Origin of the sequence: Methyloversatilis sp. MC4-4, from assembly GCF_049843555.1 — a bacterium.
GTDB lineage: Bacteria > Pseudomonadota > Gammaproteobacteria > Burkholderiales > Rhodocyclaceae > Methyloversatilis > Methyloversatilis discipulorum_B.
Genome location: NZ_JBBHZK010000004.1, coordinates 156,164 through 179,922 on the forward strand (window position 1 = coordinate 156,164; position 23,759 = coordinate 179,922).

The following is a 23,759-nucleotide window of genomic DNA, read 5'->3' on the forward strand; positions in this document are numbered from 1 at the left end:
CGCGCCAGCGTTCAGCGCCGCCGCTTGGCGGCGTACATCGCGGCGTCGGCGATCAGCAGCAGATCCTTCGCGCTGTCGCCGTTCTCCGGCCAGCGGGCGATGCCGATGCTGGCGCCGACCGTGAGTTCGTGGCCGTCCATCGTCACCGGTCTGGCCAGTACATCGCGGATCTTGTCGGCCACCGTCTCGGCGTCCTCCATGCGGCGCACGTCGGCCAGCAGCACGACGAACTCGTCGCCGCCAATGCGCGCCACCGTGTCGGCGTCGCGCACGCAGTGGCGCAGGCGCTGTGCGACATCGTGCAACAGCACGTCGCCGGCGGCGTGGCCCAGCGTGTCGTTCACTTCCTTGAAGCGGTCGAGGTCGAGATAGAGCAGGGCCAGCCGGCCCTTGGCGCGCCGCGCCGCGGCGATCCCCGTTTCGATGCGGTCGTGCAGCAGCGCGCGGTTAGGCAGGCCGGTCAGACCGTCGTACTGCGCCATGCGGCGCAGGCGCGTCTGCAGTTGCATGCGCTCCAGCGCGGTGGCGATCTGGGTGGCGACGAAGTTAAGCAGTTCGCGGTCGCGCTCGGTGAACACCGGAGCACCGGGGGCGCGCTTCAACGCCAGCGCGCCGAGGCAGCCGTCGGCCGATACCAGCGGCGCACCGAGCCAGGTTTCGCCGCGTTCGCCGGCCATCAGTCGGGTTTCGCCGCGCGCCACCACGTCGGCACAGAAATCGATACAGCGCGACGGCAGGCCGTCGACCGGATCGCCGCGCGCGTCGGCTGCGTAGGCGATGTTGAGTGCGCCGTCGATCTCGTTGCGCACGCCCACCATCATGCGCTCGGCCGGCAGCAGGTCGGCGACGATGCGATGCGCGCGTGCCAGCAGGTCGAACAGGTCGGTCGCCACGTGCGCCGCCTCGGACATTGCGTACATCGCCGCCTGCATGTCGCCGGCACGCCGGCGTGCGGTGATGTCGTGCGCGATCGCCACGCGCAGCCGTTCGCTTTCCGACCAGCGCGCCGACCACAGGATGTGCACGATGGCGCCGTCCTTGCGCACATAGCGGTTCTCGAAGCTGAGCTTGGGGTCGCCCGACATGATTTCGGCCGCTGCGCGCAGCGTGCGTTCGCGGTCTTCCGGCAGCACCAGGTCGATCATCCGGCGGCCGATCACCTCGTCGCAGCTGTAGCCGAAGATGCGCTCGAAGGCTGCGCTGACAAATACGAAGTGCCCGAACTCGTCCACGACGCATACGGCGTCGAGCAGGAGGTCCATTACGGCTTCGAGTGGGGCGGTGCGTCGTCTGTCCATGACCGGGAAAATACCGCGGGCGGCCAATGCGGCGCACGATTTTCGGTCAATTTGCGCAAACCGGGTGAACGATGTGCGCCGTCGCCGCCGATAGTCTGAACGGACCACGAGCGGCGGCGTCGCGCAGATGCGGCCTGTAATGTCGGCAAACAACACTGTGCGGCCTTCGCATTTCCGTATTGCGCCGACCGTACATGACCACGTCCCCGACCAGCCGCCGCAAGTTCATCGGCACCCTCGGCGCCGCTGCGCTTGCCGCGCCGGCCCTTCTTTCCAGCTCGACTGCGCAGGCCGCCGCCGCGCCCTTCGTTCACGGCATCGCCAGCGGCGATCCGCTGGCCCGACGCGTCATCCTGTGGACTCGCATCACCGCGCCGGGCGACGCCCAGCCGCGCGTGTTCTGGGAAGTGGCAACCGATGCCGCGTTCAGCCGTGTCGTGCGCAGCGGCCTGTTCCGCACCAATGCGACGCGCGACTTCACGGTCAAGATCGACGTCGACGGCCTGCGCCCGGACACCCGCTACCACTACCGCTTCACCTACGGCAGCCAGCGCTCGCCGGTCGGCCGCACGCGCACCTTGCCCGAGGGCGCGGTCGACCAGGTCAAGCTTGCGGTGTTCTCGTGCTCAAACTTCCCGGCCGGCTACTTCCACGCCTACGCCGAAGCGGCGCGCATGGACGACCTGCACGCGGCGCTGCATCTTGGCGACTACATCTACGAATACGGCCGCGGCGGCTATGCCACCGACGACGCCGCAGCGCTCGGCCGCGAAGTGCTGCCGGCGGGCGAATGCATCACGCTGGCCGACTACCGCACCCGTCACGCGCTGTACCGCGGTGACCCCGGCCTGCAGGCACTGACCGCCGCGGTGCCGCTGATCGCGGTCTGGGACGATCACGAGGTGTGCAACAACACCTTCGTGTCGGGCGCCGCCAATCACACGCCGGCCACCGAAGGGCCCTACGCCGACCGCCGCGCGGCGGCGCTGAAGGCCTATCACGAGTGGCTGCCGGTGCGTACGCCCGACACCGCCGACCTGCGCCGCATTTACCGCTCCTTCGACTTCGGCGATCTGCTGTCGCTGCACATGCTGGAAACCCGCCTGCTGGCGCGCACCGAACAGCTCGCCTTCGGCGATTTCGTCGGTCCCGACGGCATCGATGCCGACGCATTGCGCGCGGCGATCGGCGCCGACAGCCGGCAGATGCTGGGCAGCGTGCAACAGGCGTGGCTGGAACAGCAGATGGCCGACTCGACCGCGACCTGGCAGGTACTTGGCCAGCAGGTGCTGATGGCGCGCGCCGAAATTCCGGCTGCCATCGCGCTGGACCAGATCTCGATCTCCAACTGGATGGCACTGAACGACAAGGCGGCGACGCAGCCCGACGCGCTCACCCGTGCCGAGCGCTACATCCTCGGCCAGCCGTCGATCCCGCGCAGCACCGACGCCTGGGGCGGCTATGAAGCGGCGCGCGAGGCGGTCTACGCCGCTGCGCGCCGGCTCGACAAGAACCTGGTCGTGGTCGCAGGCGACACGCACAACGCCTGGGCGAGTGACCTGGTCGACGCCGCCGGCAACCGCATCGGCGTCGAGTTCGCCACACCCGGCGTGTCCTCGCCCGGCATGGAAGTCAGCCGCCGCACCGACGCGCCCGAGGTCGTTGCGCAATGGATGGTCGACAACATTCCCGACCTCAAGTACGCCGAAACCGGTCACCGCGGCTTCATGGTGCTGACCGCCACGCGCGATGAGTGCCGCTCCACCTGGTACTTCGTCAGCACCGTCAAGTCCCGCCAGTACACGCTCAGCGAAGGCGCCACCGTACGCACGCTGCCCGGCAGCGCCCAGCGCGCGCTGTTGCCGCTCGCCTGAATCCGAACCCACCGCACCTTACGGAGAACCTCACCATGATCCACCGCACCCTCGCCACCGCTCTCGCCGTTGCCTTCGCCGCTCTCGCCGTCCCGGCCCAGGCCGCCATCAGCGTCACGCTCGAACGCGACGCTTCCGGCCTGTTCGACAGCTTCGAGTACTTCCAGGACTTCGACACGCTGGCCTCCGCCAACGGCAGCAGCAACGTCGCGTGGAGCAATGACGCCACCATCGGCGGCTGGTCGCTGTTCGACTCGGCCAAGGTCGCCAAGACCTTCTACCGCGCCGGTAACGGCAGCGACGCCGGCGGCTACTTCTACAGCTACGGCCAGAACGGCGACAGCGACCGCGCGCTCGGCGCACTCGGCTCCGGCGGCGCCTACTGGGGTTCGCCGGCCTCCAGCGCGCTGTCCGGCTATGCCGCGGCCGCCTTCCGCAACGACAGCGGCGCCACCATTGAAGGTGTCAGCGTGTTCTGGGACGCCGAGCAATGGCGCGTCGGCGAATCCAATCAAGGCAGCGACACGCTGGACTTCCGCTACGGCTTCGGCGACAGCTTTGCCAGCGTGGGCACCTGGATCAATCCGGGCAGCGCGTTCAAGTACAACTCGACGGTGACCAACGCCGCCTCGACCGCCGGTTTCGCCACTGACGGCAACGCCAATGCCGTGCTGCGCGGCGGCGATATCGCGCTCGAATGGGAAGCCGGCCAGACGCTGTGGATCACCTGGATCGACTACAACAGCGCCGGCTTCGACCACGGTCTGGCCATCGACAACGTGTCGCTGAGCGTCGCCATCCCGGCGGTGCCGGAACCGGCCTCGATCGCGCTGCTGGCCGCCGGCCTCGGCATCGTCGGCGCAGCCGCACGCCGCAAGCGCGCCTGAGCGGACGGTGGCGATGATTTCGATACGCGCTTGTCTGCTCGCCGCCGCACTCGGCGCCGCTGCGCTGCCGGCCGCGGCCGACATCGCGGTGGCGCCGGACGCCACCGGGCGCTTCGTCTACGTGCAGGACTTCGACACGCTGGGCGCCACCAGCCGCGCCTTCGACTGGCGCGACAACGACACGCTGCCCGGCTGGCGCCTGCTCAACTTCGTCGAACAGCCGCTGGTGACGCCGACATACCGCGGCGACACCGGTGACGATGCCGGCGGCAGCTTCTACAGCTACGGCCTCGAAGGCGACTCCAACCGCGCGCTCGGCGCGGTCGGCACCGGAGGCAGCTACTTCGGCACGCCTGCCTCCGGTCAGCTCGCGGGCTACATCGCCGTGTCCTTCCGCAACGCGGGTGCTCGCACCATCGACGGGGTGCGCGTCGCGTTCGAAGGTCAGCAGTGGCGGCAGGGCGCCAGCGACGACCTGAACTTGCTGGTGTTCGAGTACGGCGTCGGCGAAGAATTCGGCCATGTCGACTGGGTGCGCCCGGGCGCCGGCTTCGACTTCGAATCGCCGTCGCCGCTGATCGTGACGCCGAGCGGTGCACCGGTCTTCGGCCGCGACCCGCTGGCGAAACAGGCGCTCGGCGGCATCATCACGCCGGCATGGACGGCCGGCGGCCGCCTGTGGCTGCGCTGGGCGGTGCGCAACCACTACAGCTTCGATCACGGTCTGGCGATCGACGACGTGAAGGTCGAGGTGGAGCGCTTCTGAGCCTGGAGACCTGTCGACGTGCTTTCAGACCGAAGGGTGTCGGAAGTTCTTACACCGCGTTGGTCAATCCGGCTCCACCCTATCCGCATTGCCTTTCGTGTCAAAGGCCTGCGGAGAAGGGCGCGCTTCTTGCTAACTGCCCACCCGTCATTCATTACGATTTCGCCAGCCGATGAGCTTCCGCACAGCCCTGATAGCCAGCGCCGCCGTGGCGGCTTCCGTATTGACCGCGCCGGTAGTGGCCGCCACCCAGTCCTTGAGCTTCACGGCCTTCCATCCCGCGAATCAAGGGTTGATGGCCGTAGTGACCGACAACGCGGGCAACGCGCTGTACCGCGCGTTCAACCAGCCGCTCCCCAGCCTGTTCGATGCGTTTCTCGCGGAGAACACTACATTGGCGGGTAGGGTAGGCCACGACACAGCGCTTTCCCCTGTCGAGATCGGTGAGGGATTCGCACGCTACAGCGGACAGCTCGCCATCGATCTGCTGCGCAACGGACAGCTCGTCCAGGCAAGCAGCAACAATCTCGAGGTCGTGCTCACGGACGGTGCGCCGGAAGTGGGTGGAGATACGCTGAGCGCCTTGAGCCCCGGTTACTCTCCCGTTCCCGCCCTGGATTTCGCTTTCGACGCCCCGACCGACGTTCGCATTGATCTGGCGCCCGTGCTGGAGTGGTACGAGAACGCGCCACAGCTTGAGAGCCTTACCGTTACGCTGCACTACAGTGCGCTTCAGTTCTGGAATTTCGGCGTGCTGCTGCGTGACGAATCTGGAGCGGCCTTCGACGGCCCGAACTGGCCGACGGCCATCGACAGCAGTGCGTTCATCGGCACCAGTCTCGTCGGGCTGACGTGGGGCGCGACCGCCCAGATATCGCTTGATGAAGCAGATTTCGCCAGCCACGCCGATTACCTGCTCGCAGCCGACTGGGTCGCCGCGACCGCGACCGCGGGGCGCGTCGAGTACTCCATGCTAGGTTTCATCGACAACGTCAGCGTGACGCCGGTCCCCGAACCGCAGCAAGCGCTTCTTTGGCTTACTGGACTCGGGCTGCTCGTCGCTCGGCGCCGTCGTTGAAACGCGTCATCGGGCTGCGGTCTTGAGCACGGCGCGCCACGCTGAGTGCCGACCGTATCAGGCCTTCTTCACGAACTCCGACTTCAGCTGCATCGCACCGAAGCCGTCGATGCGGCAGTCGATGTCGTGGTCGCCTTCGACCAGGCGGATGGACTTCACCTTGGTGCCCACCTTCAGCACCGACGACGAGCCCTTCACCTTCAGGTCCTTGATCAGCGTGACGCTGTCGCCGTCGGTCAGCACGTTGCCGTAGGCGTCCTTCACGACGCGCGCCTGATCGGCGGCCTGCTGCGGCCACTCGTGCGCGCATTCCGGACAGACGTACATGCTGCCGTCCTCGTAGGTGTATTCGGAACTGCACTGCGGACATTTCGGAAGTGAACTCACGGCCTACCCATTCATGATCGGTTTATCGCCCGCGGACCGCGGGGACCGCCATTGTGCACTGCCGTTGCGTCAGGCCCGTTGCGCCAGCGCAAACCGACCGGTCACGCTCAGCCGCCGCGCACCATCGCCATGATCTGCCCGGCGTCCAGGCCGGATGCGCGCTGGCGCATCTGCGGCAGGTAGTCCGCCTGCAGCTTCTTCGCCGGTTCAAGCATCTGCTGGAAGCCCTGTTGCAGCGCCGCTGCGCTCATCTGCCGGCCGCCGGCGTAATAGCGTTTGGCGATGTGACCGAGCGCGTAGGTGCTGGCGAACGAGAAGGCCATGCCGGTGGCGGCGCGGCCGAGACCACCGACCGTCTTGCCGGCCATCTTGCCAAGCAAGCCGCCCAGCAGCTTGCGGCCGAGCTGCTCCAGGTATTGCGAGGTGAGGCCGACGCCGACCGTGGCGAGGAATTCCTTGATGTGGCCCTGGTCGAGTTCGTAGCCGTGCGCGCGGCCGATGCGATAGACCATCTTGATCTGCAGCGGAATGATGGCGACCGATGCCCAGGTCTGCGGCAGCAGTTCAAGCGCGCCATTCAGGATGGCGTAGTTCAGGATGGTCTTGTCGAGTTCGGCGTCTGATGGCGCCGGCTGCGCGGCCGCGACAGATGCGGTGACGGCTGCGGGTGCGGTGACCGCGGCAGGTGCGTACTCGTCGAGATTGGCCAGCGCGTCCGCCTTGCTTTCGGCGTCGGCCACCTGGGCGTCGCCGTCGAGGCAGAGCTGGCGCTTCAGGTCGGCGAGGAAGGTGCGTTCGGTGTCGCACTGGCGACCGTCGGCGTCGCAGATGCACAGTGCCATTTCGTAGGCGAACTGGCGCTGGCCGAGATCGCCCAGCGCCGAGGTCGCGTCGCGCAGCGTGACGCGCTTGAGCAGCACGTCCTGGTAGAGGCGCGGCAGGTCGGGCGCCTGCGCGCCGAGCGATTCGGCAAAGCGGCGCACGTGTTCGCGCTCGCGGTCGTCCTTGACACCGTCGGCGAAGGCGGCGAATAGGGCAATGGTGAGCAGGGCGTTGTCGGGATTCATCGGCACTCCGTCGGTTGGCGGCAATGCTGCTCCGATCCGGCGCCGCGCATGCAGTTCCGCCGTCTGCCCGTGAGGCAAACCCCGCTTACAAAGCGGTCTCCAGTGTGCGCACCGGCACGCCCATGTCGCGCCACTTGTCCGGATGACAGGTGAACAGCAATACCTGGTGGCGCCGCGCGGCGTCGAACAGCACGCGCTTCATGCGCTCCAGGCGTGCGTCGTCGCTGTGCACCAGCGCGTCGTCGAGGATGATGAGCGTCGGCTTGCCGGCCGCCTTCAGCAGATCGGCATAGGCGAGGCGGGCGATCACGCCCATCTGTTCGCGCGCGCCGAAGCTCAGTTCGTCGACCTCGCCGCTTTCGCTGCCGGCGGCGCTGTCGCGCGTCAGCGGGCCGGGGCTCAGGCTGTCGTCGAGGGCGATGCGCGCACCCGGGAAGAGCAGACCGAGATAGTGGTTCAGATGCGCCTGCAGCGGCGCCTGCAGCCGCTGGGTCAGCGCGTGCCGCTTGTCGCGCAACTTGCGCAGCAGCAGGTCGAGTGCGCGGGCACGGCGTGCCAGCTGGCCGGCGCGGCGCTCGGCGGCGGCGTGGTCGCGCGCCAGCCCGGCGCGGCGTTCGTCCAGGCCCTGCGCGCCGGCCGCCTGCAGTTCGACTTCGAGCACGGTGAGCGCGTCGCGCCGCTGCGCGAAGCTGCGCTCGATCTGCTCGGCGCTGCGCGTGTAGCGCTCGACGTCCTGCGCCAGTGCCTGCGGGCGGGCGGCGTCGAGCTGGCGCGCGAGTTCGTCGATGCGCAGCGCGGCCGCTTCCTGCTGCGCCAGTGCGTCGGTCAGCGCGACGCGGGTGTCGGCCAGTTGTTGCGCGCGCGCCGGGTCGTCGAGCCGGGCGCGGGCTGCGGTCAGCTCGCGTTGCGCGGCTTCCAGCGCTGCCTGCGCCGCCGTGCAGCCATTGCGCGCGTCGGCCAGGCGACGCGTTGCCTCGGCCAGCGCGCGACGCGCGGTGTCTTCGGCCGCCTCTGCTTCGGCGACCGGCGGCAGCGCGTCGTCGCCTTCTTCCGCCTGCGCCGTCAGTCGCTGCCTCAGTTCGGCCGCACGGCCGGCGAGCGCGGCGCCTTCGGCGCGCAGCGCATCGACGCCCTGTGGCGCCAGCGCTTTCAGCGTCGCCTGCGCCGCCTTCAGGTCGGACAGCTTGTGCGCGTGCTGCTGCTGGCGCGCCTCGGCGGCGTCGAGCGAGGCGAGGCCGAGCCGGGCCAGCGCACTGGCGTGGCGGTCCTGCAGTTCGGCCGCTTCGCGCGCCAGCGCGGCGAGGTCGCCGCCGCCCGGTTCGATGCGCAGCCGGCCGTAGCCGGGCAGCGTCAGCGTGGTGGCGTCGAGCAGCAGGCGCTCGCCGTCGCCGCTGAGCACGGCGTCGCCGATGCGCAGTTCGCGTCCGGCTTCGAGTGCGAAGCGCAGCCGGGTGGCGATCGCCGTGCGCCGGATGTCCAGTTCGCGCAGCTGCCGCGCCTGATCGCGCAGTGCGTTCAGATCGCCGGCCCTGATTTCGCAGGCCGCCACTTCGGCCTGCAGGGCGAGCTGGCGCGCCTGTTCGGCTTCGGCCTGCGCCAGCGTGGCGGCCAGCGTTTCGCCCTTGTGGCGGAGTTCGTCCAGATCGCGCACCAGCGCGCGCCGGTTGTCGCGTGCGCGCGTCAGCGCCAGCGTACGGCGGGCCGCGTCGTGTTGCGTCTGCGCATCGCGTTCGCGCTGCTGCCAGGGCGTGGCGAGCGCGAGTGCGTCGTCGAGCGCGCGCTGCGCGGTTGTCACGGCCTCGGCACGCGACTGCGCGTCGCTCGCCTCGGCCGCCCAGCGGTCGAGCTGCTGACGCAACAGATCGGCGCGTTCCTGCAGTGATTGCGCCGAGCGCTTCTCGACGTGCAGACGTTCCTGCAGCGACTGCGCTTCGCGCAGTGCGGCTGCTGCAGCGGCAGCCCGCGCGCGCAGGTCCTCCCATGGCCGCTGTGCGGCGTCGGCGTCGTGCTCGCGGCGCAGTTGTGCCAGCCGGTCCACCTTCTGGCGGAAGGCGAGCAGATCGTCGTCCACTTTCGCCAGCGCCTCGCGCAGCGACTGCTCTGCCTGCAGCGCTTCGGCATAGGCGCCGCGCGGACGATCGGAGGACGGCGTCAGCAATTCGTTGCGCAGCCGCTCCACCTCGTTCGTCACGTCGTCGCCGTCGCCGCCGGCGATCTCGCCGAGCGAGGCGTTCAGCGCGGTGCGCAGGTGATCGGTGGCGTGCGTGACGGCGGCGCGGATGTCCTGCGCGCTGCCCTGTTCCATCCACAGCAGGCCGGGGATGCCCCAGTGCTCGGCCTTGCTCGACCCTTTGGCGGCGAAGGCGAAGCCGAGCTGTTCGGCGATGAAGTCCTCGGCTTCGGCGCCGTCGTAGGTTCGCGTGCCGAACTGCAGCGTGCAGCGCTTCTTGCCGAGGAAGCGCTTGCTCAGGCGGCAGGGCGTGCCGTTGAGTTCGAAATCCAGTTCGACTTCGGGCGCGGCACTGGCATCGCCCCAGGGACGGAGATGCTCGACCGTGCCGGAGCGGTGGCGCTCGAAGAAGGCGGCGCGCAGCGCGGCGACCAGCGTGCTCTTGCCGGCTTCGTTGGGGCCGACGAACAGATTGAGGCCGGGGTCGAGGTCGCGCAGTTCGAAGGGCTGGCGGAAGCGACGGAACTGGTCGACGCGCAGGCGGCTGATCTTCATCGCACCACTCCCGCGCGGCGTGCATCGAGCAGGCCGGCCAGCAGCACCAGCGCGTCGCGCGCGGTGTCGCCGTCGGCGCTGTCCTGCGCGGCGCGCAGATCAGCGATCACCTCGCCCAGATAGCCTTCGGCGGCCAGTTGTTCGAGGTCGTCGGCGGTCGGTTCGATGCGCACGCGGTCGAGCTCGGCCAGCACGGCACGCGCGCGGCCGCGCGCCTGCGTGATCGCATCGCCGATGCGCTTCAGGCCGTCGAGGTCGGTGCGGCCATCGATGTCGAGCTGCAGCACGTCGTCCGCTGCGAGCGCGCCGAGCAGCGCACACAGCGCATCGACGTCGCTCGCCACCTGCAGCGTCGCGGTCTCGCTGCGCCAGCGGTAGCGGCCGGTATCCACCGGCGTTACCCGCGGCACCGCGCCCGGCGCATCGATGTCGACGATGAGCGCGCGGCCGGAATCGTTGTTGCGGAAGCGGTCGGTTTCCGGCGTGCCGCTGTACCAGCAGCGCGCATCGACCTGACGGCAGCCGTGCCAGTCGCCGAGCGCGAGATAGTCCAGCCGCGCCTGGACGGCGCGGTCAGCGGCAATCGGGTTGGCCGAATCGATGCCTTCGGCCAGCAGGCCCTGCACCGCCCCGTGCGCGATGCCAATGCGGAACGCAGCGGCCGGCGTTTCGGCAGCGGCGAACCAGTCGGTCAGGTCGTTGTAGGTGTGGCGCTGGGTCAGCGGTGCCGGCAGCACGACGGCGTTCAGCCCGTCGAACTGCAGCGGCTCGGGGCGCAGGCACAGGTGCACGTTGTCGGGCACCGCGTTGAGCCGCTGCGCGCGCGTCCACACCGACTCGCTGAGCGCGGCGTCGTGATTGCCCGGAATCATGACCCACGGGCCGGCATGCGCGCGCGTCGCGTTGAACAGCCGCAGCACCGTCTTGTCGGCGATGCCCTGGGCGTCGAACACGTCGCCGGCGACCAGCACCAGATCGACGCGCTGCTCGGTCGCCAGCGCCGCCAGCCGCTCAACCGCTGTGATGCGGGCTTCGGCCAGCAGCGCCGCCTCGTCGGCGTCGAATTGTCCGTACTGTCGGCCGATCTGCCAGTCGGCGGTGTGGAGAAGTCTGAGCACAGGTGTGGGCGGGGCATCGCGGGGCGCATACCTTGCGTCGGCGACGCCGGCCCTGTCAATCGCTGCCGGGCGCGGGCGGGCGGTATTCTTCGGCAGCGGGAAAAGTTGTGCGCACCGCCGTCATCCGGGACGTGTATCTTTAGCGCACCGGATCGCCGATTCCTGCGGCGGCCGGCGGGCACGCACCGCTGCGTGCGCCCATCCACCGCTCACCCGGAAGGCCCGTACCATGAGCGCTACCCTCCTTGCCGAGGCGGACGTCGAAGCCCGCCTGCTCGCATCCCCGCCGTCGGAGTACATGTCGCCGGAGCAACTCGCCTTCTTCCGGCAGCGATTGCTCGCCGAGCGCGACGCGCTGCTGCAGTCTGCGCACGAAACGACGCAGCACCTGCACGAGTTCGAGCGCACGCCCGACCCGTCGGACCGCGCGTCGCTGGAGGAGGATCATTCCCTGGAATTGCGCGTTCGCGATCGCGAACGCAAGCACCTGCACACGATAGACGAGGCGCTGGCGCGCATCGACGACGGCAGTTATGGCTGGTGCGAATTCACCGGTGAGCCGATCGGGCTCGCCCGGCTGCTGGCGCGGCCGACCGCAACGATGTCGGTCGAGGCGCAGGAACTGCACGAAAAGCGCCGCAAGATGCGCGGACGCTGACCGCGCAGCAGGGACTCAATGCGTGCGGCGTACCGGTGCGGACGCTGCGCCACGGCCTTCGATGTGACGGAAAGTGATGCGCCCCTTGCTGAAGTCGTAGGGCGACATTTCCAGCGACACCTTGTCGCCGGCGATGATGCGGATGTGGTGCTTGCGCATCTTGCCGCAGGTGTAGGCGACCACCATGTGGCCGTTCTCCAGCGTGACGCGGTAGCGCGAATCGGGCAGGACTTCCGTCACTACGCCGTTCATGTCGATCAGTTCTTCCTTGGCCATTGCGGCTCTCCCGGGGTGGGCGTGAAAAGTGGACGCCGGGCCGCAGGCGCGCGGGCCGTGGAACGTCAGCAGGACTGACTGCGGGATCGCTTTGGGATGCGACTGGATTCGGGTCGCCGACGACGGGGTCTGCGCGAGAAGGAAACCGGAAAACTGCAGTGACGACGCGGCCGGAATCGGTGAAAACCGTGCGGCGCCGGCCGACACTATGCACCGAAAACGGGCTTTCTGTCGGTATATCTGCGGAAGGCGATCACAATGAGGGCCGTTTCATGCCGCCGAATCCGATGATAGAACCCATTCTGCTCGTCGCCGCGCGCATCTGCACGTTCGATGGCGCACGCGCGCTCACCAACGCCAGCGGCTTCTTCTTCGAACGCGACGGGCGACTCTACCTGGTCACCAGTCGCCACGTGCTGGTCGATCAGCCGAGTCGTCACTTTCCCGACCGCATCGAAATCGAACTGCACATCGACGCCGCCAACATGGCGCGCTCCACCGGCTTCTCGATCCCGCTCTATCGCAACGGCAAGAGCCTGTGGCGCCAGGGCGCCGACCGTGCCGGTGCCATCGACGTCGCGCTGATCGAACTGGACCGCGCCGCGCTGCCGCCGACCGCCGTCTGGCGCGCCTTCACGCCGGCTCACCTGTCGGCCGACCTCGACCGCATCGAAGTCGGCAGTTCGCTGCTGGTGGTCGGTTTCCCGCTCGGCTTCCACGACACGCTGCACCACATGCCGGTGGTGCGTCAGGCCGGCATCGCCTCGTCTTTCGGTCTGCGCTTCCAGGGCGAAGGCTACTTCCTGACCGACGCCCGCACCCACCGCGGCATCAGCGGCGCACCGGTGGTGATGCGCGTGCCCGACGACCCTGCCACGCTGGGCGACCTGCCGTGGATGCTGCTCGGCGTGCACTCCGCACGGCTCGACGTCGGCACGCGCGACCTCAAGCTGGACGAGGCGCTGGGGCTGAACTGCGCCTGGTATGCGGACATCCTGATGACACTGACCCAGCCCGCCTGAGAGCATCGGCGGGAACACTGGACGGCCACGCGCCTCTCAGCTTCGTGGCCGCCAGCAGGCGGTGTCGTGCATATATATATGGCATTCCGTGAACCCTCCCGTGTACTGACCCTGCTCACGCTCGTCGCACTGCTGTGCCTGCCGCTGCCCAGCCGCGCCGCCGACCCCGCCTGGCAGGGCGCTGCCTTCGAGGGTGACCGCGTGGCGCTGCAGAAGCTGGCCGATGCCGGCGCGCGCGTGGTGCGCGTCTATCGCGAGAGCGACGCCTGGGTGCTGGATGCAGCGCAGACGATGGGCATGAAGGTGGTGATGGGGCTGTGGCTCGGTCATCCGCGGCACGGCTTCAACTACCGCGACGCTCGGCTCGTCGCCGCCCAGGACGCACGGATCGCGGATTTCGTGCGGCGCTACCGTGAGCACCCGGCGCTGCTCGCCTGGGGGATCGGCAACGAGATCGAGACCGGCGTCGGCGATCCGCGACCGCTGTGGAACGAAGTGAACCGCGTCGCCGCGCTGGTGAAGGCGCTCGACGCGAAGCACCCGACCGTCATGGTGGTTGCCGACAACAGCGACGCCTGGCTCGCGCCGCTTGCCGGCTGCTGCCCCGATGTCGATATGCTGGGACTGAACCTGTATGGCGGTTCCATCTTCGAACTGCCGGCCCGGCTGCAGCGGCTGGGCATCGCGAAGCCGGTGCTGGTGACCGAGCTGGGTCCGCTCGGTCAGTGGCAGGCCGGGCGCAAATCCTGGGGCGCGCCGGTGGAGCTGACCAGCACGCAGAAGGCGGATTTCTTCCGCGACGCGCTGGCTTTCGTCGCCGGGCAGCCGCAGATCGTCGCCGCCTTTCCCTTCCTGTGGGGCGAGAAGCAGGAACAGACCGCCACCTGGCACAGCCTGCTCGACGTCGGCAGGCCGACCGCGATGACCGACGCGCTGGCGGTCGCCTGGGGACGCCCGCCGACGGCCGCGGCGCCGCGCATCCTCGGCATCGGTATCGCGGCCGATGAGTTCCGGGCGGGGGGCGAGGTGTCGGCGGGCGTCGATGCGCAGTCGTCCGATGGTTCGGTGCTGACGACCGAATGGACGGTGTGGGCCGAAGCGACCGATCTGCGCCTCGGCGGTGACGAAGAGGCCGTGCCGCCGCGCATCCCGGTGCGCCTGCTGCATGCCGACGCGCGCAGCGTGCGCTTCGTCGCCCCGGACGTGCCCGGCGCCTACCGGCTGTTCATTACGGTGACAGACCGGATCGGCAAGGTGGCGACCGCCAATCTGCCGTTTCTGGTGCGGTAAGGACGGGTTTGGCGGAGGACTGGCCGTGGAATTCGTTGGGAGGGGCCCTCTGATCCCGACATTGACCTGAGCCCAGGCCGGGGTTCTGTGGGAGGGGTCTTCTGACCCCGACAGCGGCCTGCATCGAAGCCGACGGGCTGCGGCGGCTGCGTCGCGGCCGAGGCCGCTCCCACAAGAGAGTTGCGCCAGACCTGCGGCCAGAGCTTGGGCTTGGGTTCTGTGGGAGGGGTCTTCTGGCCCCGACAGCGGCCTGCATCGAAGCCGGCCGACTGCAGTGGCCGTGTCGCGGCCGAGGCCGCTCCCACAGGGGAGGTGCGCCAGACCGGCGGCCGGAACCTGGGCCGGGGTTTTGTGGGAGGGGTCTTCTGACCCCGACGGCAGCCTGCAGCGAAGCCGGCGGACTGCAGTAGCCGTGTCGCGGCCAAGGCCGCTCCCACAAGGGGGCGCGACTCGCGGCCGCTGCGGCTCGGCGAGCTCAGGTTTTCGCGGCGCGGATTGCCGATTTCGGGCGGAAGGCCTTCACGACGCTTTCGTCTGTCTCGATGTAGGGCCCGCCTATCAGGTCGATGCAGTAGGGCACCGCGGCGAAGATGCCAGGCACGAGCTGGCTGCCGTCGGCGTCCTTGACGCCTTCCAGCGTTTCCTTGATCGACTTCGGCTGGCCCGGCAGGTTGAGGATGAGCGTCTTGCCGCGGATCACGCCGGTCTGCCGCGACAGGATGGCGGTCGGTACGAAGCGCAGGCTGATCTGGCGCATCTGTTCGCCGAAGCCGGGCATCACCCGGTGTGCCACGGCGACGGTGGCGTCCGGCGTCACGTCGCGCGGGGCGGGGCCGGTGCCGCCGGTGGTCAGCACCAGATCGCAGCCGGCGCTGTCGCACAGTTCGATCAGCGTCGCCTCGATCTGCGGCTGTTCGTCCGGGATCAGCCGCGTTTCGAACAGCACCGGGTTCTTCAGCGCGGCCGACAGCCAGTCCTTCAGCGCCGGGATGCCCTGGTCCTGATAGACGCCGCTCGACGCACGGTCGGAAACGGAAACCAGGCCGACCGTCAGCAGATCCTGTGTGTCACTCATCGTCGTTCTCGTCCTGTTCGGGTTCGATGTCGTCTTCGCCGCTCTGCGCGTTGTCGAGCTGGCGCAGCACGCGGAAGATTTCGCGGAACGCGCGCGGCGGCTTGTTCAGTTCGCGTTCGCGCAGCACGTTGCGACGCAGTGTGCGCAGATGGGTCAGGTCGGCGCCCGGCCACTGGGCGGCGATGTCGCCCAGCACGAGTTCGTCGGCGATCAGCCGCTCGCGCATGCGCTCCAGCATCTGTTCGCGCGCGACCGCGCGGGCGGACCGGCCGTGGATGGCGTCCAGCGCTTCGGTCAAAGGCGCCGTGTCGATGCCGCGCATCACCTTGCCGACGTACTGCATCTGCCGGCGCAGGCCTTCGTGGCTGCGGGTGCGCTGGGCCTCGGTAATCGCGGTGCGCAGGTTTTCCGGCATGTCGATGCGCTTGATCTGTTCGGCCGACAGCGCGACCAGCTGCGTACCGATGTCCTGCAGCACATGGGCGTCGCGCTTCCGCTGGCTCTTGCTGGGACGGTCCGGCAGATCCTGATCGTCGGGGTTTTCGGTGGTGGAAATTGATTTGGGGCGCATTGGGATACAGAGGACGGGGCAGAGCGTGGCAAGCGGCTATTATTGCAGCCTTTGCCCGACCACGAATCCGCCATGTCCCGACAGGGTTTCAGCTATACCGACGCCAGCATGCGCGACATCGCGCAACAGCTCATTGATCATGCCCGCGCCGGTGGCGCGACTGCCGCCGAAGTCGACGTGTCCGAAGGCTTCGGCCAGTCGGTCACCGTGCGCCGCGGCGAGGTCGAAACCATCGAGTACAACCGCGACAAGGGCATCGGCGTCACCGTCTATGTCGGCCAGCGCCGCGGCTACGCCAGTTCCAGCGACTTTTCGCTGGATGCGATGCGCGCCACCGTCGATGCCGCGCTGTCGATCGCCCGCTTCACCGCCGAGGACGACGCGGCCGGCCTGCCGGACAAGTCGCTGCTGGCCACCGAGTTCCGCGACCTCGACCTGTTCCATCCGTGGGAACTGCCGGTCGAGCAGGCGATCGATCTGGCGCGGCGCTGCGAGGACGCTGCCTTCGGCGTGTCGCCCGACATCCGCAATTCCGAGGGCGCCTCGGTGTCGGCCCAGCAGTCGCAGTTCATTTCCGCCAACAGCCTGGGCTTCATGGCCGGCTACGCCAGCACGCGGCAGTACATCAGCTGCTCGGTCATCGCCGGCGAGGGCGACGGCATGCAGCGCGAAGACTGGTACGGCAGCCGCCGCAATGCACGCGACCTGCCGGCGCCGGAGGCGATCGGCGATTACGCCGCGCGCCGCGCGCTGTCGCGTCTGGGTGCCCGCCGCGTCAAGACGACGCGCGTGCCGGTGCTGTTCGAGGCGCCGCTGGCGATCGGCCTGCTCGGCCATTTCGTGCAGGCGACCAGCGGCGGCGCGCTGTACCGCAAGTCCTCCTTCCTGCTCGACAGCCTGGGCAAGCAGATCTTTCCGAAGCACATCAACATTTCCGAGCGGCCGCACCTGCCGGGCGCGATGGGCTCCGGCATGTTCGACGACGACGGAGTGGCGACGCGCGACCGCGAAGTGGTGCAGGGTGGCGTGCTGAACGGCTATTTCCTGAGCACCTATTCGGCGCGCAAGCTGGGCATGGAAACCACCGGCAACGCAGGCGGCTCGCACAACCTCATCCTGCAGTCGGGCAGGAAGAGCCTGGAAGAGCTGATCCGCGGCATCAAGCGCGGTCTGCTGGTGACGGAACTGCTGGGCCACGGCGTCAATTACGTGACCGGTGACTATTCGCGCGGCGCCGCCGGCTACTGGATCGAGAACGGCGAAATCGCCTACCCGGTGCAGGAAATCACCATCGCCGGCAATCTGCGCGACATGTTCATGGGCATACAGGAAGTCGGCGCCGACGCGCTGGTGCGCGGCTCGAAGCAGAGCGGCTCGGTGCTGATCGACCGCATGCGGATCGCCGGCGCCTGAGCATGACCAGTCGGCGTGGCTTCCTGAGCGCAGCGCCGCTGCTCGGTCTGGCCGGCGCGCCGGCGGTCGTCGGCGCCCTGCCAGCCATCCGCTGGCGGCTGGCGTCGAGCTTCCCGAAGGCGCTCGATGCGCTGTATGCCGCCGCCGAACAGGTGGCGCAGCAGGTCAGTGCCGCCACTGGCGGCCGCTTCCAGATACAGGTCTTCGCGGCCAACGAACTGGTGCCGCCCTTCGGCGTGCTCGACGCGGTGCGCGAAGGCACGGTCGAGTGCGGCCATTCGGCGTCCTACTACTACATCGGCAAGGACCCCACCTTCGCCTTCGACTGCGCCATGCCCTTCGGCCTGAACAGCAGGCAGCAGTCCGCCTGGCTGGTCGATGGCGGCGGCATGGCGCTGATGCGCGAACTGTTCGCCGGCTACAACATCGTCAATTTTCCCTGCGGAAATACCGGCGCGCAGATGGGCGGCTGGTTTCGCCGCGAAATCCGCAGCGTGGCCGACCTCAAGGGCCTGAAGATGCGCATAGGCGGCTACGCGGGCCAGGTGGTGTCGCGGCTGGGCGTGGTGCCGCAGCAGATTCCGGGCGCCGACGTCTATCCGGCGCTGGAAAAAGGTGCGATCGACGCCGCCGAGTGGGTCGGCCCGTACGACGACCTCAAGCTGGGCTTCTACAAGGTCGCGCCTTATTACTACTACCCGGGCTGGGCCGAAGCCGGTCCGCAGCTCACCATCTACGTCAATCGACAGGCGTACGACGCACTGCCGGCCGAGTACCGGCAGATCCTCGAATCCGCCTGCGCGGCGGCCCACATCGGCATGCAGGCGCGCTACGACGCACGCAACCCGGCGGCGATGAAGAAGCTGATCGACGGCGGCGCCCAGCTGCGCATGTTCTCGCGCGACATCCTGCTCGCGCTGCAGAAAGAGGCCTTCGCGCTGTACCGGGAAACTGCTGCCGCCAACCCGCAGTTCCGCAAGGTGTTCGAACCGTGGAACCGCTTCCGCTCGGAACAGCACCTGTGGACGCGCATCGCCGAGAACTCGGTGGATGCGTTCGTGGGGCGGCATCCGGTGGAGTAGGCGGCGTCTCGTGTGGCTGGCGTGTCGCGGTTGATGTCACAATGACGATCAATACATGACAAAAGGGTTTTTCATGGGGTCGTCGATGATGCTGCGAAATATCCGGTTCGTGCTGCTGTTTCTGACGCTCGGCCTTGTCGGATGCTCAGCGCCGCAAGTTGCGAGGGATTTCAAGTGGGATGCCAGCCCCAAGGTCGGCGTGGCGGTATTTTCCGTCGCGCACGATATCAAGGGGGGCGACCTGAACCAGACCATTCTCTATCTCGACGGTGGCATCGAGCGCGGCGGCGTGGTCGCGTCGTCGGCAAACGGTCAGACGCCGATCGTCATGCCTCGGCGCCCGAACGATTTCGAGGATGTGCAGGGTTTTCTTCACGTGGTGCCCCTGGCGCCCGGAAAGCATCGATTCACGCACTGGCAGATATCCAATGGAACAGGCCTGCGCATCTTTCCGCGCGGCACGCTGGTGCCACTTGAATTCGAGGTCGGTGCGGGCGAGGTTATCTACGTCGGTGCATTCCACGGCCATCTCCAGCGCGGGGAGAACGTGTTCGGGATCGAAATTACCGGCGGTGGCTATGTCGGTCTGGTCAACGCGGCGTCGCGCGATCTTGCGCTGCTGGGACAGCGCTATCCCCAATTCGAAGGGCAGGTCAGAGCCGCAGTGTTTCCGTCCGGCCCGTGGGTCGCAGACGGTGTCGCACCCAAACTCGATCCTCCGATGCCGGGCACGCGCTGAATCCAGCCGTCCGGCCCGTCACGCGTTTTGGGAAAGCAAAGGGCCGCGTGAGCGGCCCTTCTTCCGTTGTTTCCGAACCAGCGTTTGGCTTACAGACCCGCGTCGGCCCTCAGTGCGGCTGCCTTGTCGATCGCTTCCCAGCTGAATTCCGGCTCGTCGCGGCCGAAGTGGCCGTAGGCGGCGGTCTTCTGGTAGATGGGGCGCAGCAGGTCGAGCATCTGCACGATGCCCTTCGGGCGCAGGTCGAAGTGGCGCTTCACCAGTTCGGTCAGCTTTTCGTTCGAAATCTTGCCGGTACCGAAGGTTTCGACCATGACCGAGGTCGGCTGGGCGACGCCGATGGCGTAGCTCACCTGCACCTGGCACTTCGACGCGAGGCCGGCGGCGACGATGTTCTTCGCCACGTAGCGGCCGGCGTAGGCGGCCGAGCGGTCGACCTTGGACGGATCCTTGCCGGAGAAAGCGCCGCCGCCGTGCGGTGCGGCACCGCCGTAGGTGTCGACGATGATCTTGCGACCGGTCAGGCCGCAGTCGCCCTGCGGGCCGCCGATGACGAAGCGGCCGGTCGGGTTAACCAGATACTTGATTTCGCCCTTGACCAGTTCCGGCGGCAGCACCGGCTTGATGATGTCCTCGATCACCGCTTCGCGGATCGCTTCGAGCGACATGTCCGGTGCGTGCTGGGTGGACAGCACCACGGTGTCGATGCGCTCCGGCTTGCCGTCGACGTAGCGGATGGTGACCTGGCTCTTGGCGTCCGGGCGCAGCCACGGCAGGCGGCCGTCCTTGCGCAGGTGGGCCTGGCGCTCGACCAGACGGTGCGACAGGTGCAGCGCCAGCGGCATCAGCACCGGCGTTTCGTCGCAGGCGTAGCCGAACATCAGGCCCTGGTCGCCAGCGCCCTGGTTCAGGTAGTCGTCGCTGGCGCGGTCGACGCCCTGGGCGATGTCCGGGCTCTGCTTGTCGTAGGCCACCAGCACGGCGCAGCCCTTGTAGTCGATGCCGTATTCGGTGTTGTCGTAGCCGATGCGCTTGATCGTGTCGCGCGCGACGTGGATGTAATCGACGTTGGCGGTGGTGGTGATCTCACCGGCAAGCACGACGAGGCCGGTATTGCACAGCGTTTCGGCGGCGACACGGGCGGTCGGGTCCTGCGCCAGGATGGCGTCGAGGATGGCGTCGGAAATCTGGTCGGACACCTTGTCCGGGTGGCCTTCGGACACCGACTCCGAAGTGAAGAAATACTCTGACATGCACCTGCTCCTTGTAACTTCCCTGTTGCGGTTCGTCGAACCAGCCCCGGGAAGCGAGCAGGCGACGCTTTAGCAGTATTTTTAATCCGCCCTGCAAGTTGTCTCGTTTAACTCGGCGGAAACAGTAGTCTACCGCGTCCTGTCGTTTTCGCGAATCCAGCTTTTTTCCATGTCCGACTTCGCGAGCCGGGTGGCCACCGCCGCCTTCCGGCTGCTTTCCCACCTTCCGCTGCGCACGCTGCAGGCGATCGGCGCCATCGCCGGGCGTCTGATCCATGCACGCTCCACCAGGTTCCGGCGCGAGTTCGACCGCAATCTGACGTCGGCGATACCTGGCGCCGACGCCGCGCTGATCCGCGAGGCGGCGGCCCATTCCGGACGCGCCATGCTCGAACTGCCGTGGATCTGGATGCGGCCGCGCCCGGCCGTGGTGGCCGGCGTGGTCGAGGTCAGCGGCTGGGAACATGTCGAGCGGCTGCACGCCAGCGGCCGCGGTGTGGTGCTGCTGACGCCGCACATGGGTGCTTTCGAGATCGCCGCCCGGCTGATCGGCTCGCGCATCCCGATCACCGTGCTCTACCGCGCACCGCGCCAGGACTGGCTGCGCCCGCTGATGGAGCAGGGGCGCGACGGCGACGGCGTGTCGCTGGCGGCGGCCGACGGCACCGGTGTGCGCCGGCTGCTGCGCACCCTCAAGGACGGCGGTCTGGTCGGCATCCTGCCGGACCAGGTACCGGCCAACGGCGAAGGCATGTGGGCGGATTTCTTCGGTCGTCCGGCCTACACGATGACGCTGGCCGCGCGGCTCACGGCGATGGCAGCCGGCACGGTCATGGTGTTCGCCGAGCGGCTGCCGGCCGGGCGCGGCTTCCACCTGCATTTCATCGAACCCGAAGTGCCGGTCGACGGCGATACCGCGCAGCGGGTCGAGGCGATCAACCGCAATGTCGAAGCGCTGGTGCGCCGGTATCCGGCGCAGTACATCTGGGGCTACAAGCGCTACAAGTGCCCGCCGGGTGTGCAGCGGCCCGCCCCTGTAGAATGACGGCCATGTTTACGAATCCTGCGCCGCAGGCCATCGCAGACCTGTTGCGCCGCGTGCGCACTGTCGCCGTGGTCGGCCTGTCGCCGAACGAATCCCGTCCCAGTCATCGCGTCGCCCGCGGCATGCAGCGCTTCGGCTGGCGCATCGTGCCGGTGCGCCCGGCGGTGACCGAGGTGCTGGGCGAGCAGGCCTATGGCTCGCTGGCCGACATTCCCGCAGACCTGCGCGGGCAGATCGATCTGGTCGACCTGTTCATCGCCGCCGACCGCGTCGGTACTTTCGTCGATCAGGCGATCGCGCTCGGCCTGCCCGCCGTGTGGCTGCAGGACGGCGTGATCGACGAGGCGGCGGCGCTGCGCGCGCAGGCGGCGGGCCTGACCGTGGTGATGGACCGCTGCGTGTGGCGCGACTACGTTTCCATGGTGAGCGAATGAAGCTGCGTTTTTCCAAGATGCACGGGCTGGGCAACGATTTCGTCGTGATCGACGCGATCCGCCAGCGCGTCGATCTGACGCCCGATCAGGTGCGCTTTCTGGCCGACCGCCATTTTGGCGTCGGCTGCGACCAGCTGCTGGTGGTCGAGCGCGCGCAGCAGCCGGGCGTCGATTTCCGCTATCGCATCTTCAACGCCGACGGCGGCGAGGTCGAGCAGTGCGGCAACGGCGCGCGCTGTTTCGTGCGCTTCGTGCGCGAGCAGGGCCTGACCGACAAGCGGGAGATCCGCGTCGAAACGAAGAGCGGCGTGATCACGCTGACCGCCGCCGACGACATCAACGTGACGGTGAACATGGGCGTACCGGTGTTCGAGCCGGCGCGCATCCCCTTCCAGTCCGATTCCGACGCCTTCGTGCAGCCGCTGGACGTGGCCGGCAGTGCGGTGCCGATCACCGCGGTGTCGATGGGCAACCCGCACGCAGTGCAGGTGGTGGGCGACGTCGACCGCGCGCCGGTGGCGCAACAGGGCCCGCTGATCGAATCGCACCCGCGTTTTCCGGCGCGTGTGAACGCCGGTTTCATGCAGGTGGTCGATGCCCACCACATCCGGCTGCGCGTGTACGAGCGCGGCGCCGGTGAAACGCTGGCCTGCGGCACCGGCGCCTGCGCCGCCGTGGTGGCCGGCATCGTCCGCAACCTGCTGGAAAGCCCGGTGCGCGTCAGCACGCGCGGCGGCGAACTGAACATCGCCTGGGCCGGCGAGGGCCAGCCCGTCCTGATGACCGGCCCTGCCGTCACCGTATTCGAAGCCGACATCCATCTGGAGTAGTACCCCCATGAAAGCCGACGACGTCGCGCGTTACCTGCAGGACCACCCGCAGTTCTTCGAGGACTATCACGACCTGCTCGCCCATCTGTACGTGCCGCACCCGCACGGCGGTCGCGCGATCTCGATCACCGAGCGGCAGATCCTGACCCTGCGCGAGAAGGCCAAGCTGCTGGAGCTGAAACTGGCCGAACTGCTGCGTTTCGGCGAGGACAACGACGTCATTTCGACGCGTGTGCACGCGCTGTCGATGGCGCTGATGACGGCCGGCAGCTTCGACGCGGTAATGACCGCGCTGCGTGAACAGCTGTCCGAGGGCTTTTCGGTGCCGCACACCGCGCTGCGCCTGTGGAACAGCGTGCTTACCCGTGACGGCGACGTGTTCGAGCCAGTCGAGGAGCGCATCCGCGTGTTCGCCAACGAGGCGCGTCAGCCCTACTGCGGCCCGGTGAACGACCTCGGTGTCGTCGCCTGGTTCGGCGAGTCGGCACCGGCCGTGCAGTCGATGGCGCTGGTGCCGCTGCGCCGCGAATCGCGCGTGGTCGGTCTGCTGGCGCTGGGTGCCAACGACGCGGCACGCTTCGTACCGGACATGGGCACGCTCTATCTGGAACGCATCGGCGAGCTGCTCGGTGCCGCGCTGATCCGCGAACTGGGCTGAGAGTGTTGGCCCCCACGCTCACTTTGTTCGCTCAGGAGGGCCGGCTTTGCACAGCCGGCCTGTTCAGCCTGCGCGGCGCGTGCGCCGCGAAACCCCGGCTTCACCCCCGCCAAGGGGGCTGCGCTCGTCCACGGTCGGCTTTGCACAGCCGACCGGTTGCGCGGGCGGCGAGCAGTGCTTGCCGAAACCCCCGCTATACCCTTCGGGGCGGCC

At 68.3% G+C, this 23,759-nt stretch carries 23 protein-coding genes; 14 read left to right on the forward strand and 9 right to left on the reverse strand.

Annotated elements, in window-relative coordinates; genetic code table 11:
- Window positions 1-11: 11 nt before the first annotated feature.
- Complete coding sequence (locus WDZ97_RS16715; RefSeq protein WP_425763484.1) at window positions 12-1,298, reverse strand: diguanylate cyclase domain-containing protein; 1,287 nt, start codon at window positions 1,296-1,298, stop codon at window positions 12-14.
- A 194-nt stretch (window positions 1,299-1,492) separates the two neighbouring features.
- Between WDZ97_RS16715 and WDZ97_RS16720 the strand changes: the two genes are divergently transcribed.
- The 4 genes from WDZ97_RS16720 (at window position 1,493) to WDZ97_RS16735 (ending at window position 5,903) form a co-directional block, all read left to right on the forward strand.
- Window positions 1,493-3,172: an alkaline phosphatase D family protein gene (locus WDZ97_RS16720; RefSeq protein ID WP_425763485.1), complete on the forward strand. Its 1,680-nt coding sequence runs from the start codon at window positions 1,493-1,495 to the stop codon at window positions 3,170-3,172.
- 35 nt (window positions 3,173-3,207) lie between these two features.
- Window positions 3,208-4,059, forward strand: coding sequence for a PEP-CTERM sorting domain-containing protein (locus WDZ97_RS16725; protein WP_425763486.1), 852 nt, complete (start codon window positions 3,208-3,210; stop codon window positions 4,057-4,059).
- A gap of 13 nt (window positions 4,060-4,072) precedes the next feature.
- Window positions 4,073-4,825, forward strand: coding sequence for a hypothetical protein (locus tag WDZ97_RS16730; protein WP_425763487.1), 753 nt, complete (start codon window positions 4,073-4,075; stop codon window positions 4,823-4,825).
- A gap of 172 nt (window positions 4,826-4,997) precedes the next feature.
- Window positions 4,998-5,903, forward strand: a complete 906-nt coding sequence (locus tag WDZ97_RS16735) for a hypothetical protein (RefSeq protein WP_425763488.1) — start codon at window positions 4,998-5,000, stop codon at window positions 5,901-5,903.
- Window positions 5,904-5,960: 57 nt separating this feature from the next.
- On the opposite strand, the gene WDZ97_RS16740 is transcribed toward WDZ97_RS16735, so the two are convergent.
- From WDZ97_RS16740 to WDZ97_RS16755, 4 genes are all read right to left on the reverse strand, one after another.
- Window positions 5,961-6,290 carry a zinc ribbon domain-containing protein YjdM gene (locus WDZ97_RS16740; RefSeq protein WP_425763489.1) on the reverse strand — a complete coding sequence of 110 codons (330 nt, stop codon included), beginning with the start codon at window positions 6,288-6,290 and terminating at the stop codon, window positions 5,961-5,963.
- Window positions 6,291-6,397: 107 nt separating this feature from the next.
- Entirely contained in the window at window positions 6,398-7,357 is a 960-nt protein-coding gene (locus WDZ97_RS16745) for a YcjF family protein (protein WP_425763490.1), read from the reverse strand.
- Between the two features lie 85 nt (window positions 7,358-7,442).
- The gene (locus WDZ97_RS16750; RefSeq protein WP_425763491.1) at window positions 7,443-10,082 is read right to left on the reverse strand and encodes an AAA family ATPase; all 2,640 of its coding nucleotides are present in this window, start codon (window positions 10,080-10,082) and stop codon (window positions 7,443-7,445) included.
- Window positions 10,079-11,200: a metallophosphoesterase family protein gene (locus WDZ97_RS16755; protein WP_425763492.1), complete on the reverse strand. Its 1,122-nt coding sequence runs from the start codon at window positions 11,198-11,200 to the stop codon at window positions 10,079-10,081. Before WDZ97_RS16755 ends, WDZ97_RS16750 begins: the two co-directional genes overlap by 4 nt.
- A 229-nt stretch (window positions 11,201-11,429) precedes the next feature.
- Here WDZ97_RS16755 and dksA point away from each other — a divergent pair, with 229 nt between their 5' ends.
- Entirely contained in the window at window positions 11,430-11,858 is a 429-nt protein-coding gene (gene dksA / locus WDZ97_RS16760) for an RNA polymerase-binding protein DksA (protein ID WP_425763493.1), read from the forward strand.
- Window positions 11,859-11,873: 15 nt separating this feature from the next.
- On the opposite strand, the gene infA is transcribed toward dksA, so the two are convergent.
- Window positions 11,874-12,134, reverse strand: a complete 261-nt coding sequence (infA, locus tag WDZ97_RS16765; protein ID WP_020163009.1) for a translation initiation factor IF-1 — start codon at window positions 12,132-12,134, stop codon at window positions 11,874-11,876.
- Between the two features lie 287 nt (window positions 12,135-12,421).
- On the opposite strand from infA, the gene WDZ97_RS16770 reads away from it, so the two are divergent.
- On the forward strand, window positions 12,422-13,156 hold the full coding sequence (locus WDZ97_RS16770) for a trypsin-like peptidase domain-containing protein (RefSeq protein ID WP_425763494.1): 735 nt from the start codon (window positions 12,422-12,424) through the stop codon (window positions 13,154-13,156).
- A 78-nt stretch (window positions 13,157-13,234) separates the two neighbouring features.
- Entirely contained in the window at window positions 13,235-14,446 is a 1,212-nt protein-coding gene (locus WDZ97_RS16775) for a glycoside hydrolase family 2 TIM barrel-domain containing protein (protein WP_425763495.1), read from the forward strand.
- 475 nt (window positions 14,447-14,921) lie between these two features.
- Here the strand turns inward: WDZ97_RS16775 and mog are convergent, their stop codons facing one another.
- Window positions 14,922-15,521 (reverse strand): molybdopterin adenylyltransferase, encoded by a 600-nt coding sequence (mog, locus tag WDZ97_RS16780; protein ID WP_425763496.1) that lies wholly within the window; start codon window positions 15,519-15,521, stop codon window positions 14,922-14,924.
- Window positions 15,514-16,092 carry a ribosome biogenesis factor YjgA gene (yjgA, locus tag WDZ97_RS16785; RefSeq protein WP_425763497.1) on the reverse strand — a complete coding sequence of 193 codons (579 nt, stop codon included), beginning with the start codon at window positions 16,090-16,092 and terminating at the stop codon, window positions 15,514-15,516. Before yjgA ends, mog begins: the two co-directional genes overlap by 8 nt.
- A gap of 72 nt (window positions 16,093-16,164) precedes the next feature.
- Here yjgA and pmbA point away from each other — a divergent pair, with 72 nt between their 5' ends.
- From pmbA to WDZ97_RS16800, 3 genes are read left to right on the forward strand one after another with little or no spacing between them, the layout of a single operon-like run.
- Window positions 16,165-17,505 (forward strand): metalloprotease PmbA, encoded by a 1,341-nt coding sequence (pmbA, locus tag WDZ97_RS16790; protein ID WP_425763498.1) that lies wholly within the window; start codon window positions 16,165-16,167, stop codon window positions 17,503-17,505.
- A gap of 2 nt (window positions 17,506-17,507) precedes the next feature.
- On the forward strand, window positions 17,508-18,587 hold the full coding sequence (locus tag WDZ97_RS16795) for a TRAP transporter substrate-binding protein (RefSeq protein ID WP_425763499.1): 1,080 nt from the start codon (window positions 17,508-17,510) through the stop codon (window positions 18,585-18,587).
- 55 nt (window positions 18,588-18,642) lie between these two features.
- Window positions 18,643-19,326: a hypothetical protein gene (locus tag WDZ97_RS16800; protein ID WP_425763500.1), complete on the forward strand. Its 684-nt coding sequence runs from the start codon at window positions 18,643-18,645 to the stop codon at window positions 19,324-19,326.
- Between the two features lie 89 nt (window positions 19,327-19,415).
- Here the strand turns inward: WDZ97_RS16800 and metK are convergent, their stop codons facing one another.
- On the reverse strand, window positions 19,416-20,579 hold the full coding sequence (metK, locus tag WDZ97_RS16805; protein ID WP_020163016.1) for a methionine adenosyltransferase: 1,164 nt from the start codon (window positions 20,577-20,579) through the stop codon (window positions 19,416-19,418).
- A 169-nt stretch (window positions 20,580-20,748) separates the two neighbouring features.
- Here metK and WDZ97_RS16810 point away from each other — a divergent pair, with 169 nt between their 5' ends.
- Genes WDZ97_RS16810 through WDZ97_RS16825 form a run of 4 tightly spaced genes read left to right on the forward strand, consistent with a single transcriptional unit; the run spans window position 20,749 to window position 23,546 of the window.
- On the forward strand, window positions 20,749-21,624 hold the full coding sequence (locus tag WDZ97_RS16810; protein WP_425763501.1) for a lysophospholipid acyltransferase family protein: 876 nt from the start codon (window positions 20,749-20,751) through the stop codon (window positions 21,622-21,624).
- Window positions 21,625-21,629: 5 nt separating this feature from the next.
- On the forward strand, window positions 21,630-22,058 hold the full coding sequence (locus WDZ97_RS16815; RefSeq protein ID WP_425763502.1) for a CoA-binding protein: 429 nt from the start codon (window positions 21,630-21,632) through the stop codon (window positions 22,056-22,058).
- Entirely contained in the window at window positions 22,055-22,888 is an 834-nt protein-coding gene (gene dapF / locus WDZ97_RS16820) for a diaminopimelate epimerase (RefSeq protein WP_425763503.1), read from the forward strand. The genes WDZ97_RS16815 and dapF overlap by 4 nt, the downstream gene beginning before the upstream one ends.
- 7 nt (window positions 22,889-22,895) lie before the next feature.
- Window positions 22,896-23,546, forward strand: a complete 651-nt coding sequence (locus WDZ97_RS16825) for a DUF484 family protein (protein ID WP_425763504.1) — start codon at window positions 22,896-22,898, stop codon at window positions 23,544-23,546.
- The last annotated feature ends 213 nt before the right edge of the window (window positions 23,547-23,759 follow it).

Coding starts and splice junctions, on each gene's coding strand:
- WDZ97_RS16715 (WP_425763484.1), bottom strand. CDS start 1,298: ATGGACAGACGACGCACCGCCCCACTCGAAGCCGTAATGGACCTCCTG.
- WDZ97_RS16720 (WP_425763485.1), top strand. CDS start 1,493: ATGACCACGTCCCCGACCAGCCGCCGCAAGTTCATCGGCACCCTCGGC.
- WDZ97_RS16725 (WP_425763486.1), top strand. CDS start 3,208: ATGATCCACCGCACCCTCGCCACCGCTCTCGCCGTTGCCTTCGCCGCT.
- WDZ97_RS16730 (WP_425763487.1), top strand. CDS start 4,073: ATGATTTCGATACGCGCTTGTCTGCTCGCCGCCGCACTCGGCGCCGCT.
- WDZ97_RS16735 (WP_425763488.1), top strand. CDS start 4,998: ATGAGCTTCCGCACAGCCCTGATAGCCAGCGCCGCCGTGGCGGCTTCC.
- WDZ97_RS16745 (WP_425763490.1), bottom strand. CDS start 7,357: ATGAATCCCGACAACGCCCTGCTCACCATTGCCCTATTCGCCGCCTTC.
- WDZ97_RS16750 (WP_425763491.1), bottom strand. CDS start 10,082: ATGAAGATCAGCCGCCTGCGCGTCGACCAGTTCCGTCGCTTCCGCCAG.
- dksA (WP_425763493.1), top strand. CDS start 11,430: ATGAGCGCTACCCTCCTTGCCGAGGCGGACGTCGAAGCCCGCCTGCTC.
- infA (WP_020163009.1), bottom strand. CDS start 12,134: ATGGCCAAGGAAGAACTGATCGACATGAACGGCGTAGTGACGGAAGTC.
- WDZ97_RS16770 (WP_425763494.1), top strand. CDS start 12,422: ATGATAGAACCCATTCTGCTCGTCGCCGCGCGCATCTGCACGTTCGAT.
- WDZ97_RS16775 (WP_425763495.1), top strand. CDS start 13,235: ATGGCATTCCGTGAACCCTCCCGTGTACTGACCCTGCTCACGCTCGTC.
- mog (WP_425763496.1), bottom strand. CDS start 15,521: ATGAGTGACACACAGGATCTGCTGACGGTCGGCCTGGTTTCCGTTTCC.
- yjgA (WP_425763497.1), bottom strand. CDS start 16,092: ATGCGCCCCAAATCAATTTCCACCACCGAAAACCCCGACGATCAGGAT.
- pmbA (WP_425763498.1), top strand. CDS start 16,165: ATGTCCCGACAGGGTTTCAGCTATACCGACGCCAGCATGCGCGACATC.
- WDZ97_RS16795 (WP_425763499.1), top strand. CDS start 17,508: ATGACCAGTCGGCGTGGCTTCCTGAGCGCAGCGCCGCTGCTCGGTCTG.
- WDZ97_RS16800 (WP_425763500.1), top strand. CDS start 18,643: ATGACAAAAGGGTTTTTCATGGGGTCGTCGATGATGCTGCGAAATATC.
- metK (WP_020163016.1), bottom strand. CDS start 20,579: ATGTCAGAGTATTTCTTCACTTCGGAGTCGGTGTCCGAAGGCCACCCG.
- WDZ97_RS16810 (WP_425763501.1), top strand. CDS start 20,749: ATGTCCGACTTCGCGAGCCGGGTGGCCACCGCCGCCTTCCGGCTGCTT.
- WDZ97_RS16815 (WP_425763502.1), top strand. CDS start 21,630: ATGTTTACGAATCCTGCGCCGCAGGCCATCGCAGACCTGTTGCGCCGC.
- dapF (WP_425763503.1), top strand. CDS start 22,055: ATGAAGCTGCGTTTTTCCAAGATGCACGGGCTGGGCAACGATTTCGTC.
- WDZ97_RS16825 (WP_425763504.1), top strand. CDS start 22,896: ATGAAAGCCGACGACGTCGCGCGTTACCTGCAGGACCACCCGCAGTTC.